Raw genomic sequence first — 12,707 nt, forward strand, 5'->3', positions numbered from 1 at the left:
GTTCCTCCAGCAATACGATATTATGAGACCAATTGCTTGAACATACCGTTTTTATCGAAAACTTCATCATAGGCGCCGTTTTCGACAAGGTTCCCGCCCTCGAAAACCAGAATACGATCGAAAAGTTGCGCAACATCGGCGGTAGGCAGAACCCAGATGATTGCTGGTCGATAGCCATCCCTGTGCAGGTCACGCATGATGTTGTTTACGATCTGGTCCTGCGCCCTCTGGTCCAGTGCTGGGAGTGGCCGGTTGAAGATGAAGTAGTCTGATCGCTTCAGCAGTACCCGGGCGAGATTGAGCTTCTGCCGCTGCACATTCGTCAGACGCCGACCTTGCGTACCCACATCGAAATCCAGCCCGATCGACAGGACGTTATGTTCCAGATCCATCTCGGCAAAAATATCGCGAGCGATGCGCTTGATGCGGTCCGAAGCATCCGCTTCACTATAGGCGATCCGGCCGAAAAGCACATTGTCGATGAGAGAGGCTGATTCCGAAAACTTGGCTGGATCGTGCCGCTCTATCATTGTCGCCAGGTCTTCCGGCAAATCGGCATAGAATCTTTGGCGCGCCTGGACGATCTTCTCACGCAACTCGGGTGTAAGGAGGCCGAAGCGGTGCCGGGGCTCGATATAGGCAAAGCTCAGGCGGATGATGTTAATACGGTCTTCGGAAGATGCCTCTTCAGCCGTCGTTCCTTTGAGCGATTGCAGAAGCTCCTCATAGGCCGGAATGTCTTCGGCGGACATGAAGGTAAGCTGCTGGAAGAACGGATTGTCTGGAGGCAAATCGCGGAAAAGTTCGACGGCAGTCTCGGCAATCTCGAGACCCATGGCGTAGAGATCGTTGCTCAGCCCCGTTTCCCGCATGATTTGCTTGAAATAGGGATGTGCGGCGAGTGTGGCGGGCGTCAGCATCGACTGCCTCATGGTTCCAAACAGAAGATTTTCGCCAACGGTTGCCTGATCGTTGTAGTTGTCCGGCTGGAATGGCACCACAGTGCCTGCGAGATCTTCCTCTGCAAGACGTCTTTGCAACGCTGCGCGAACCTCGACAATTACCTCGCTCATGGCCGGATGAGCGGCAAGATCGACCTTGGACCGCAGTGCCAGATCGAAGATATCCTGTGAAATCATCACCGCATCCAGCACGGGACGAATGACCTTGAGGAGGTCGTCAGGGCCTGTGGCGCCAGCCGCGTCATAATCGATCCAGTCGCTGTTGAGGTCGAACGATGGATTTCCCGATCGCTGCGCTTCCAAAAGGTTCCGCTTGAATTGCCTCGCCTCGCTTCCCTTGTAGGTCGTTTCCGTCAGGGGCGCATGCTTCAGGCCGTAGAACAGATTGTCACGCAAGGTGCCCTGAAAGAAATGCGCGTCAGAAGAGGCAAAGCTGATACGGCGACCGGTTACCGATTCCGGCATTTCCAGTATATCCTGCCCGCCAATCGTGATCTTGCCGCTATCGGGCCACACGACGCGACCGAATGCTTCGGCTACGGCCTCGCCGCCTGCGCCGTTTTGCCCAAGGATCGCGATTGTCTCGTTCGGCTGGATCTCAATCGATACCCGGTTTAGAATGGGGGCTCCGCTGTCATCGGTCACAAGAAGATTGGATGCGACCAGCGGAGCAGCCAGCCTCTCGACAGGCTCCCGCATCACCGTCTGCACCTCGGCGGGGACGAGATGTTCGATGTCGAACTGCTCGACCACCTGAGCATATTTTACCTGAACATCCTGGCGTGCCTGATCCCAGTCGATCAATTCCTTCAAGGGCCCCGGAAGATCCTTGTAGGCCGCGATGACCGCTACCAGCTGCCCTACATCCAGACGACCCTGCAGGACCAGATAGCCACCGATGACGTAGAACAGGAAAGGCGTGACCTGCGCCAGAAAGTTATTGATGAACTTGACGAGGAACTTCCACTGATAAAGGTCGTATCGAATGGTGAAGATGAGGCCCAGCCTCTGAGCAATGTCTGCACGTTCCAGGTTAGAGGTATCATGCGCGTGGATGGAGTGAATTCCGTCAACGATCTCGCTCACACGTCCGGATAGTTGTCGCGCCGTCAACTGGCGCTGACGTCCCAGTTCGAGCAGGCGCCGCCTCATACGGGGAATGATGACGGCCTGAACGCAAACGATGCTCGCCGCAATCATGCCCAGCCAGAAATTCTGAAGAATAATGAAGGTGAGCGCGGTGATGGCCTGACCGCCCAGAAGCGCCGGCTGAACGAAGGCATCTCCTGTGAAACCGCCAAGAGGCTCGACCTCGTCCTTGATCATTGTGGCGATCTCGGCGGATTTTATCTTCTTGAACTGGTTTGGCGGGAAGCGCAGGACACGGTCTATCAGGTCGAAGCGGATACGCCTCAGCATCCGTTCGCCAAGTCGTCCCTTATAGGTATTGATGTAGAATTTGAAGAGACCGTTTAGGACGACAAGGCCCAGGAACACGAAGCTGAGCGCCAGCAAAGTCTGCAGTCGATCAAGCTCGAAACCGCTGAACAGATGGACTTCACCGATCAGCGGAAGCGTCGGAGACAGTTCCATGAACGTACGGGTGGCATCGACATCCTCGAAACCCTGGCCCTGGATCGGTCCGTTGACGATCTGCTTTGGCAGGTCGAAAGACAGGAAGTAAGGGATCATCGACAGGGCAACGATCGCGAGAATCCACAATTGCTGCCGGGAGGTGTTGCGCCAGATGTACCGCGCCAGTCCCTTTTCCATCCTCATCGACAGGTGACCTGCTTCATCGTCGCTCCATCACATCGGCCTTGCGCGGATATAAGCCAGCCGTCTGGAGAAACTAGCAGTTTTGTGGCGCCTTCCAAGGGCAGACCATCAAGCAGATGTTCAAAACGTGACTGCAGGCCTATTGCAGAAACTTGTCGAGGAGGCGCGGGGCTCGCTTGTCCGGCTTCCCCGCCGCCGCGTCGCGGTGCAGCAGGATAAGCCGTTCGGCTTCGGAAAGTGCCTGGTGCCGAAGATCGGCGACCACATCATCCCGTCTCAAGGCCTCTGTTGCAGGCGCTGGCTTCATGATCGTCACTTTCTGGCGCACGCCGCGCAGCTTGCGGTCCCCGAGGTTGATCCACTCACTCTCGCAATAGTCCGCAAAGGCTTCGCTGGCGATCACGTCGCACTCATGCTTCTTCGTCAGCTCCTGAAGGCGGACGACTTCATTGACGGCGGAGCCGAAGGCGGAGAAAGTCAGGCGATCGCGAAGACCCACATTGCCAAACATGACATTGCCGATGTGCAGCCCAAGACCGAACGAAATCGGGTGGAGGCCTGTCTTTCGACGCCCGGCATTGAGATCCTCCATCCGGATCTGCGCCTGTCGGACCGCCGACATTGCGGCTTGTGCTGCCTCGCGGGAAGGCTCGCGATGTCTGTCACAGGGATAAACAGCAAGAAAACCATCCCCCAGGAAGCTCAGGATCTGGCCGCCATTGCGATTGAAGGGAGCAGCCAGAGCGTCGAAGAATGCGTTCAGCGTGTCGATGTAATCCTGACGGCTTTCCTTGTCTGCCAAAGACGTCGATTCCCGCATATCGCCCATCACAAGTGCGGCCCGGATCGTTTCACCGTCGCCGCGACGAACCTGCCCTTTCAGAACCCGCTGTCCGGCATCCATGCCCAGATAGGTGGTCAACATGTTGCTGGCGAGCTTATCCAGCACCGCCATCTTCGCTGCGACAGCCAGATAGTTTTGTAGACGCATGAGGGCGCCGACCATTTCCTCGGTGAAACCGCCAGGTGCGTCCGTCGACCAGGAGCCCATCATTCCTTGCACGGAATCATCGCCGAAGGGCTGCATGAAAGCGATATAGTCCGTTACGTTTTCACGCCGCAGATCCTCGAAGACTGGGAATTCCACCGGTCCATCGGCCGGGATCTTGCGGCGCAGATAATCCAGTCCATTGCTCAGGAGCTGGAAGTACGGGCTTTTCAGGAAAACGTCGTTGTTGCCGTTGTCGTGGCGGTATCCCTCGATTTCCAGTCCGCTTTGCTGCCGCCAAGTGAAGCCAAGGGCATCGTAAAGTGGATGCAGCATCGCAAAGGAAAGATGCACCCGAATGACGGGTAGCCCCGCTGCGGCGATGCGCTCGCAGAAGCCGCGGACGATCTGCTCGAGTGAGGCCCCGGAAAGAGCCGTTCGGGTCAACCAGTCGGCAACCTTGTCCATAAAGATCGAGGAAACATGAGCTGTCGTCATAGCAATGCCTTGAGATGATCCGTGCCTGCGTTTGAGGCACTGTCGTGCAGGTCTTGCGAGCCCGGCGATCCGGAATCGCATAATCTCGAGCATATCGCTCAAAAGCGTGCCGCTTGCAAAGCAACGCATAAAGCATTGAAACGAACTACAGCCTCGCGACACGCTTCGGGGTTAGCTCGATATCAGTATAATCGAATACGTTCATCAGATCGGTATGGACCATTTTTCAAACAAGCCCATCTTGAAGGTTTTACGAAGTCCGGTTCATTTTCCGTCGGTCGAGCGAAAAATGTGATCGAACTTTACGGGATCGTCGGTTTGGGCCGGTTCGCAAGCTGGCTGGCTGCCAGTGCATATCCGCCGTTTGCTCCATCGATGAAATGGACATGATTGTGGGAAAGCGGATTGAAAACGAGGCAGGTCATTAGCGCGCTTTCCTGACTGTGCAGCCCATAGTCACAGATACCATTGCCCTTACCGGTCTCCAGCAGGGCTCGGATTTGCGCCAACTGATGGGCATCCACGTCAAGCGTCATTTTGAGGCCATCGTCGAATTTGCGAAAGTCCGAATTCTGGGCCACGTCCCGGGCGTACTGACGCGCGTTGAAGCGCCCCAGCGACAGATTGAAACGATAGAGCAGGATCGTCAGCCAGATCTGCATCCGGATGGCCCACTTTCGCGCTCCTCTCTTGTCCGATGTCGCCGTTGCGTGTGCTTCCCGCTCAATGCTTTGCTCATTGTAGCGCAGAGGCGGGCCTTCTTCCGGCACGGGATGGCTCTCCCGGGAGGATTGGCTGGTGATTGATATCAACCTCATCATCAGATCCCGGAACTCGCGCATCGTCGACGGCGACGTCGGGCTGACGATGAGTGAGACGATCTGACCTCGCTGACTTGGGATCGCGTCCCAGCGGCAGGATAATCCGGTCAGATCCGGCTGGGCGGCGCTCTCCTCCTCGACGAGAAAGTGTCCCGCCTTCATCTGCTGTTCGGCCCAGCTGGCACCGCCTCCGTTGAACATAGCATACGATACCGAGGGACTTGCCGCAAACCGCGCAACGCCCACATCGCATCCGGCCTTGCGCACGTCCGTCATTGGAACGAGAGCAACGCGCATATCGAGGCGTAATTCCTCTTGGACCCAACGACAAACCGAAGCAAGTGCCTGACGTGCATCCAGCCGTTTCGTGGGCGGAATGGCGACAAGGGCGCCGTCTCCGCCGAAGACAAACGGGTAATCCGTCTCGTCCAACACGTTGAGGATTGCTGATATGACGCTGGCGCCCGCCATGTTCACGTCCTTGTATCGTCCCTCGGCAATCGCCCCTGTCGAACCGACGATATCGGCAAGCGCGAGGAACCAGTCGTTGGGAAGAGGGGTGTAGTTTTCCGCATCCGTCACGCCTTCGAACCGCGTCAGAACGGGAAGGGCGGAATAGAAAAAAGCGTTGCTCTCGGATTGCATGAAAAGAGGCTAACATGAACCCTTGGTGGGCGCACGCGCATTCTCTTGTTCATCACGCTGAACCTGGATCCAGATCGAGACCCTCAAGCGCCTTCCGGACGCCCTTCTCAAACACATAGACCTTGAGCGGTTCGGTTCTTCCACGAACGCTGATTTCGCGACTGGGGATGGAGGAGAAGTCGAGACCTGCCAGATCGGCAACGGGAGCGGACATTACGAGCTTCGTATCCAGATCCTTGGCAACGGCTTCCAGACGGCTCGCAACGTTCACCGTATCACCAATGGCTGTCAGCGTACGAGCATTGCCATAACCCAGAGTTCCGACCACTGCCGGACCCGTATGAATGCCGATTGCAATGCGAAGCGGGTCAGGAAGCTCGCCCGAAAGCTGCTCGTTCAGGTTTTCGATCCCCTCGATGATGCGGCGCGCGGCGTCCAGCGCCTGTCGACAGGCAAGCTCTTCGGAACCGGTTATGCCGAACAGCGCCATGGCCCCATCGCCGATGAACTTGTCCATGCGGCCGCCCGCCTGTTCCACGGCCTGCCCGACAACGTTGAAATAGCGGTTCAGGAGAAAAACGATATCGAACGGCAGCCGGCTTTCGGTCAGCGTCGTGAAGTTGCGGATATCGCAAAAGAGAACCGCGATTTCACGCTCGCGTCCGGGAATGGCCTCGTAACTGTCCGGCGCTTCATCCGATGGCGTCTTGGCCATCAGCAAGGGGGTTACGGTAACGGGTCCCGTCGGGCGCAGTTGACAGGCAAGACGTACGCCTTTGCCGGCCTTGATACGGGAGAGTGTCCGCTCTTCCTGCGGATCGCAGGCTGGAAGATTGTCTTCTCCCTCGATGACCTGAACGCGACATGTCGAACAGCGACCCTTGCCCCCGCACACTGCATAGTGAGGACGGCCTGCCATTCGGCTTGCCTCCAGAACGGTATATCCTCGCGGGACACTGATGGCCTCGCCACCCGGATACCGGATGGTAATAAGGTGAGCCCGCTCTCTCAGCCACCGCCAGGCACGAAGCGCAAAGACGCCAAGCACTGAGGCCAGGAAGGTTCCATGCATGGCGAAGCGAATCCGCATCAGGGTGGCATTCGCATCTGCCGGGAGCGAGGTCGGGTCGTAGTAGCCGCCGGGATAGCCGCTCAGCAGGTAGACAGGCGTTGCCATGGTCCGTCCCATCTGCACAAAACCTAGCAGGGAGAGCGTCGGTAGAAGAATGCCAATCGTTAGAACACCCGGCCAGATTGCAGAATACCAGGGCCGGTATCGCAGCCAGAAATGGATGCCGATACAACCGTGCAGCCAGATGACGACCAGCGCCACGGACTGCTTTGCACCGTTGAAGGGCGACTTGCTCCAAAGGGTATGGACGACCGTCTCGTAGCTGTCCCGCAAGTAAAACAGGGATGATGAGAGGCGGGTTGCGACGATATGATCGATCAAGAGGACCGGTACAAGAAGACCAAGCGTTATCTGCGCTGCCTCCGACCATGGCATCGCAAGGCTACGGCGCATGTAAAGCGAACCGAGCACGAGAATGATGTGAACGATGAAGGAGCCGTAGAGGAGGGTCGAGCCGATCTTGTTGCGCCAGATCGGCAAGAACCAGCGGCGGGCGTAATCTGCCATCTCGACCGAGATCAGACCGAACACATGGTTGGTCATATGCATTGCGAGGAAGGTGAAGATGATCAGGCCCGACAGGAGGCGTGCGCGCCGCAACTGGCGCTCCGTCACTATTGATCGTATCGCCCCAGCGGCCATGCATCCTCGACTCGTCGGTCCATACTCGATGCTGAAATGGCAGCTTTGCGGTCCGGTGTAAACGTCCGGGCCTGCGACCACATCAATGGATTTTACTTGTCTTTGGTAATTCCGTCGAAAGGGTGGCGGGATTGGGGGCGAAAACTGATTGGGTTTTGACCTAAAGTGAGATGACCATTCCGTCGCGGGCGGCGAAGGTGTTGGTAAAATATTCCTGCGCCAGACGTTCCATCAAAGCCATTTCATTGTCAGTACGTGAAGGCGCGTGGTGAAAAAGAGCAAGTTTTTTCGTCTTGGCCAGATCGGCCAACTTGACCGCCTGCTCCCAACTGGAGTGTCCGAAGCCGCAATAGCGCTGCATTTCGGCATCGGTAAATGCCGAATCGTATATGGCGAGGTCTGCCCCTTGCATCATTTCGAGAGCAACGGGATCCAGCTTGCCAGGCACATGTTCAAGATCGAAGACGAGAGCCACCGCCCGTCCCTCCCATTCAACGCGATAACCGACGCAACCACCTGGATGGTTGAGGGAAAAGGTTCTGAGCGTGATACCGGGGCGCGGCGTCAGGACATTGCCGGGAGTGAAATCCCTGAATGCCAGCGAGGCCTTGCAGATATCCAGCTTGATGGGGAAGAAGGGAGGACTGATGAACTGCTTGATCATCTCCTCCGTCGTCATCACGCCGTGCAGATGCCCGGACCACATGTTGACGATGGTGCTTGGCAGGTACATCGGCTTGAAAAAAGGCAGGCCAATGATGTGGTCATAGTGGGCATGGGTGAAAAACAGATCCACTTCCGGTGTATTCTCGGCCAGCATATCAAGGCCCGCTTCGCGGATGCCAGAGCCGGCATCGAAGATCAGCCTGTGCGTCCCGCAGCGGACCTCCACGCAGGCTGTGTTCCCACCATATTCGATGAAGTCTGGTCCTGAGACCGGAACGCTGCCTCGCGTTCCCCAGAACTTTACCTGAAACACGTCTTTCTTCATCAATCCTGTCGATTTCTGACCACACACAGACAACGGTGCCAGAAAGTTATGAACTTTCAGCTAGCCAAGGCTCTTTTGACTTGGAATGCAAGTCCTGACCGCGCCTAGTTTGTATTTAGGATGGGTGATTTAGCGATTCTCAGCCTGAAATTGCAAATATCTCGGCCAGCTCAACGCTGATCACATTTCCGTGCAGGTACACGTGGTTCTGGAAAAGGAGAGTAATGGTGCCGCTTACGTGACTCGAACACGTGACCCCGTCATTACGAATGACGTGCTCTACCGACTGAGCTAAAGCGGCCCGGCGAACTGTCCGTTCGCTGTGTGAAGCGGCTGATACAGCGAATGAAAACAGATTTCAAGCATCATCTAGTATCTTTTTCGCTGTGGGGTGATCATCCGCGGAAGGCTCCTGCCCTCAGTCACCATTCGAATGGTGGGCGACGCTTGCAGTTCCCGCGGCAAGAGGTTACCGAAAGGTAAAGCAAGGCCAGTGCGATAGATAAGAAGGAAATTTCGTGAGCGGTTTGGAAACGGCAATCCGGAATGCGCTCTCGCGCTCAGATCGCAACGATCCCAGCACCCGTGCACGCATTTATCAATCTGCCCGGCAGGCGCTTGATGCTGGCCTTAAAAGGCAGGACATTACCGATGCCGAGGTCATCGTTGCTCAACAGGCGCGGCTTGAGGAACTGATCCTCCAGATCGAAAGCGAGGAAGAGGCAAGGAGTACGCAAGCAATTCCCGATCTGCTGGCCGAGCCCTATCTCGATATAGCCCCGGGCGCTCCGATGCCTTCGCCCAATTCGGCGGAAGCAACCTCCCTTGGCGGTCAGACGCGTGATCGGGCGACATCGCCTTCGGTTTCGCAAAAGGTAGATGAAGATTTCTCTGCAATGCGCGCTGAGCCGAGCCAAGACAGGCTCGCACCCAACCCCGCGGCGGCTGCGCCCCGGCAACAGAAACAGGGATTGTTCAAGCGCAAACGCCGACCCGTTGCGCCGGCTGCGCCTGTTTTAGACACAGCGCCCCTCGTTCCAGGGGAGCAGCGCAAGCGCCGCAAAAGGGGGCTGATATCGCGCCTTTTCATCTATCTCATTTTCTCCACCTTCATCGCAATGGGGGGCTGGTGGGCCTATACGGCGGGCCTGTTCATGACGGCAGCCGAGCGCGACACCAGCGTACCCAATCCTCCGGCATCGGTTCGGGAGGAGGATTTCTCTGGTGCTCCATCCAACGCCATGGACCCGAAGCAGGGGTTTTCCGCAGACTGGCTTGAAATCTACGGTAATACGCTGAAGGGCAAGGTGACGTCTGGAACGCAGGCCAAGGCAGAAACCATCGCTATGGCCGATGGACCGGCTTTGCGCATAACGTCGGCATCGCCGGATGCCGCAGGAGATGTCGGGATCGAAGTACCGGTCGAAGTCCTGCGTGAATTGGCGGGCAAGACCTCGACAATCGCGCTGACCCTGCAGGCAGGAGCCGACCAATCGGTGCAGCTTGCTGTACGGTGCGAATTCTCGAGTCTGGGGAACTGCAGCCGCCACCGGGTGATGGCGACGCAGGAACGTTCCGATACGCTGTTTCGCGTGACATTTGACAAGACGTTGGCTCCAACGCAACCCGGTCGCATCCTGATCAATAGCGATATTCTTGGCTCCCGCCAGCCGATCGTCGTCTATTCGATCCGGGTGCTTCCAGGCCAATAGTTAAGGTCGCATCTATAGGTCCTCGGCCCCGAAGCTGAGAATCTTGTTGTCGATTTCGCCAATCGCTTTCTTGTCTTTGCCATCATATTCGATCGTCAATAGAATATGCCGGATAATGTTGAGGCGCGCGCGGCGCTTATCGTTGGCTCTGACAACGGTCCAGGGTGCAAATTTGGTATGCGTTTTCTCGATCATCAGATCGCGCATCTGCGTGTAGTCTTTCCACTTGGTCAGGGCCGCGATATCCATCGGCGAAAGTTTCCAGGTCTTCAGCGGATTATGCCTGCGGTCGTGGAAGCGCTTCAGCTGCATTTCCCGCCCGATGTTCAGCCAGAATTTGAAGAAGTGGATCTTGTCGTCCACGATCAGTTGCTCGAAGCTCGGAACCACTCTCAGAAAATGCTTGTGCTCTTCCGGAGAGCAGAAACCCATGACCGGCTCGACGCCAGCCCGGTTATACCAGGATCGGTCGAACAGAACCATTTCGCCCTTTGTCGGGAAATGCGTGACGTAGCGCTGGAAATACCACTGACCGGCTTCCGTCTCCGTAGGCTTGGTCAGAGCGACGACACGCGCATAGCGAGGGTTGAGCGCACTGTGGATTGAAAAGATCGAGCCACCTTTGCCGGCCGCATCGCGTCCTTCGAAGAGCGCCATGATCCGCTGCCCGGTCTGCCGCATGGAGATCTGCGCCTTCACGAGCTCGATCTGCAACGCCGTCAACTCATCGTCGTAGTCTTCGCTTTTCAGCTTCTTCTTGTAGGGGAAGTTGCCGGATGTCAGCGCAGCTTCATCGATCCAGTCGGGCAGTTTTGGATCATCGATATCGAAAACACGCAACTTCCCTCCGATATCCAGTTCTACTGCGCGGCTTCCCTCAGAATCGACCATGCCTGTCCTCCAGATTGCTGACACCAACATTCAACGGAAGTCTTGTCTCTTTGATCCGCTTTGCAAGTCCTAGAACAATTTTTTCCTTATCGCGCCAACCAGCAATGTATAAATGTATATCTGTCATACGGATCGGCTATCTCCAGCAATCGGGTTGCGGGGGAGGTGACTGATGGTAGAGATAGGATCGAGCGGGGAGGCGCAGAGCTGGATGGAGGAAATCGGCAAGCGCTTACGACAGGGCTGGATCGTCATCGCCGTGGCAACGCTTCTGGCAACTGTCGCTCTGCTCGCACACGTATCGACCGGACTTGTCCTGACAAGCTGGATCCTTCTCTTCTTTGCGGTTCTCACACTTCCGGGTGCAGACAGCAGACCGGTCGAATTACCGACTGTCGCGCTTTCCGAAACGCCTGCGCTACCGTCACCGATTGAACTTGGAAGCATGTTCGAGGCCATCGACATGCCGGTGATCCTGCTCGGTGCCGATGGCAACATCCTGTATATTAACGCGGCAGCATCAAAAGCCTTTGGCGATCTGGCGCGTGGTCAGCACCTCTCGGCACGTCTGCGCTCTCCGGGCATTCTGGACATGGTTCGCGAGACGATGCGCACGAACCTTCCGAACCAGATTGAGCATTCAGAGCGTCTTCCCTCCGAGCGCGTCTACATCGCGCGGATCGCGCCGATCCCTGCAATCGAAGCTTTGCCAGGACGGCTTTACGCCTTGTCCTTCCGGGATGTCTCGGATCTCAGGAGCCTTGATCGGATGCGGTCGGATTTCGTGGCGAATGCGAGCCACGAACTGCGCACGCCTCTGGCATCCTTGCGCGGCTTCATCGAAACCCTTCAGGGACCGGCGAAGGGTGACGCGGCAGCGCATGAGCGCTTTCTTGCCATCATGCTGGATCAGGCAACGCGCATGAGCCGCCTTGTTGACGATCTGCTTTCGCTCTCTCGACTGGAAGTAAAATCCCACATCGCTCCGGAAAAGTGCATCGATTTAGTACCCTTGGTCAAACATGTTTGTGATACGCTGGCGCCACTTGCGGAGGATCTCGGCGTAGAGATGCGTCTCGAGATCCCTGATGGAAACGTGGAAGTGACGGGCGATCGCGACGAACTCGTACAGGTCATCGAGAACCTTGTGGAAAATGCCTGCAAATACGGTCAGGACGGGAAGATCATTGATGTCTATCTGCGGCGAGACGAGAACGAACGCGTCGAATTCGGTGTAATCGACCGCGGGCCCGGTATTCCGGCGGAGCATGTTCCTCGCTTGACGGAGCGTTTTTACCGCGTGAGCGTCGCCGACAGCCGATCCAAAAAAGGCACGGGCCTTGGTCTCGCAATCGTCAAGCACATCCTTACCCGACATCGTGCTCGTCTGATCGTCAGGTCGGAACTGGGCAAGGGGACTGAGTTTACCGTCCGATTTTGACGATGCTTTCATGATACCTCAGGTCATTGGATAAAAAAATATATAAAATTCATATACTTAATCTGTCATAAATGTTTCATTGAACTGACATAAAAGGATTGTGCTCCGGCAGCTAAGAGAGGCACGCCGAAGTGCTGGCCAAGTAAGAGCCAGCAGAAGGCAGCGTCCATTCAAACCCCCTATCGGGCCCCTATCGGGAGATGAT

At 56.5% G+C, this 12,707-nt stretch carries 8 protein-coding genes and 1 tRNA gene; 2 read left to right on the forward strand and 7 right to left on the reverse strand.

What is annotated here, in order from left to right; all coding sequences use genetic code 11:
• Positions 1-20: 20 nt before the first annotated feature.
• The 6 genes from MUU53_RS00125 to MUU53_RS00150 all read right to left on the reverse strand — a co-directional run bounded on the left by MUU53_RS00125 (position 21) and on the right by MUU53_RS00150 (position 8,759).
• Positions 21-2,735 carry an ABC transporter transmembrane domain-containing protein gene (locus MUU53_RS00125; protein ID WP_247259235.1) on the reverse strand — a complete coding sequence of 905 codons (2,715 nt, stop codon included), beginning with the start codon at positions 2,733-2,735 and terminating at the stop codon, positions 21-23.
• Positions 2,736-2,880: 145 nt separating this feature from the next.
• Complete coding sequence (locus tag MUU53_RS00130; RefSeq protein ID WP_377307266.1) at positions 2,881-4,233, reverse strand: adenylate/guanylate cyclase domain-containing protein; 1,353 nt, start codon at positions 4,231-4,233, stop codon at positions 2,881-2,883.
• A gap of 296 nt (positions 4,234-4,529) precedes the next feature.
• On the reverse strand, positions 4,530-5,693 hold the full coding sequence (locus MUU53_RS00135) for a DUF3095 domain-containing protein (RefSeq protein ID WP_247259047.1): 1,164 nt from the start codon (positions 5,691-5,693) through the stop codon (positions 4,530-4,532).
• Positions 5,694-5,745: 52 nt separating this feature from the next.
• Positions 5,746-7,467 carry an adenylate/guanylate cyclase domain-containing protein gene (locus tag MUU53_RS00140; protein WP_247259048.1) on the reverse strand — a complete coding sequence of 574 codons (1,722 nt, stop codon included), beginning with the start codon at positions 7,465-7,467 and terminating at the stop codon, positions 5,746-5,748.
• Positions 7,468-7,627: 160 nt separating this feature from the next.
• Complete coding sequence (locus MUU53_RS00145) at positions 7,628-8,458, reverse strand: MBL fold metallo-hydrolase (RefSeq protein ID WP_247259049.1); 831 nt, start codon at positions 8,456-8,458, stop codon at positions 7,628-7,630.
• A gap of 225 nt (positions 8,459-8,683) precedes the next feature.
• Positions 8,684-8,759: transfer RNA gene (locus tag MUU53_RS00150), tRNA-Thr, on the reverse strand.
• 217 nt (positions 8,760-8,976) lie between these two features.
• Between MUU53_RS00150 and MUU53_RS00155 the strand changes: the two genes are divergently transcribed.
• Entirely contained in the window at positions 8,977-10,170 is a 1,194-nt protein-coding gene (locus tag MUU53_RS00155; protein ID WP_247259050.1) for a hypothetical protein, read from the forward strand.
• Positions 10,171-10,182: 12 nt separating this feature from the next.
• On the opposite strand, the gene ppk2 is transcribed toward MUU53_RS00155, so the two are convergent.
• Positions 10,183-11,061, reverse strand: a complete 879-nt coding sequence (gene ppk2, locus MUU53_RS00160) for a polyphosphate kinase 2 (protein ID WP_247259051.1) — start codon at positions 11,059-11,061, stop codon at positions 10,183-10,185.
• Between the two features lie 172 nt (positions 11,062-11,233).
• Between ppk2 and phoR the strand changes: the two genes are divergently transcribed.
• Positions 11,234-12,502, forward strand: coding sequence for a phosphate regulon sensor histidine kinase PhoR (gene phoR / locus MUU53_RS00165; RefSeq protein ID WP_247259052.1), 1,269 nt, complete (start codon positions 11,234-11,236; stop codon positions 12,500-12,502).
• The last annotated feature ends 205 nt before the right edge of the window (positions 12,503-12,707 follow it).

The sequence above is a fragment of the Affinirhizobium lemnae genome (assembly GCF_022968395.1).
Classification (GTDB): domain Bacteria; phylum Pseudomonadota; class Alphaproteobacteria; order Rhizobiales; family Rhizobiaceae; genus Neorhizobium; species Neorhizobium lemnae.

Excerpts from the sequence above, each read along its gene's own strand:
- MUU53_RS00145 (WP_247259049.1), bottom strand. The coding sequence starts at position 8,458 with ATGAAGAAAGACGTGTTTCAGGTAAAGTTCTGGGGAACGCGAGGCAGC.
- MUU53_RS00140 (WP_247259048.1), bottom strand. The coding sequence starts at position 7,467 with ATGGCCGCTGGGGCGATACGATCAATAGTGACGGAGCGCCAGTTGCGG.
- phoR (WP_247259052.1), top strand. The coding sequence starts at position 11,234 with ATGGTAGAGATAGGATCGAGCGGGGAGGCGCAGAGCTGGATGGAGGAA.
- ppk2 (WP_247259051.1), bottom strand. The coding sequence starts at position 11,061 with ATGGTCGATTCTGAGGGAAGCCGCGCAGTAGAACTGGATATCGGAGGG.
- MUU53_RS00125 (WP_247259235.1), bottom strand. The coding sequence starts at position 2,735 with ATGGAAAAGGGACTGGCGCGGTACATCTGGCGCAACACCTCCCGGCAG.
- MUU53_RS00135 (WP_247259047.1), bottom strand. The coding sequence starts at position 5,693 with ATGCAATCCGAGAGCAACGCTTTTTTCTATTCCGCCCTTCCCGTTCTG.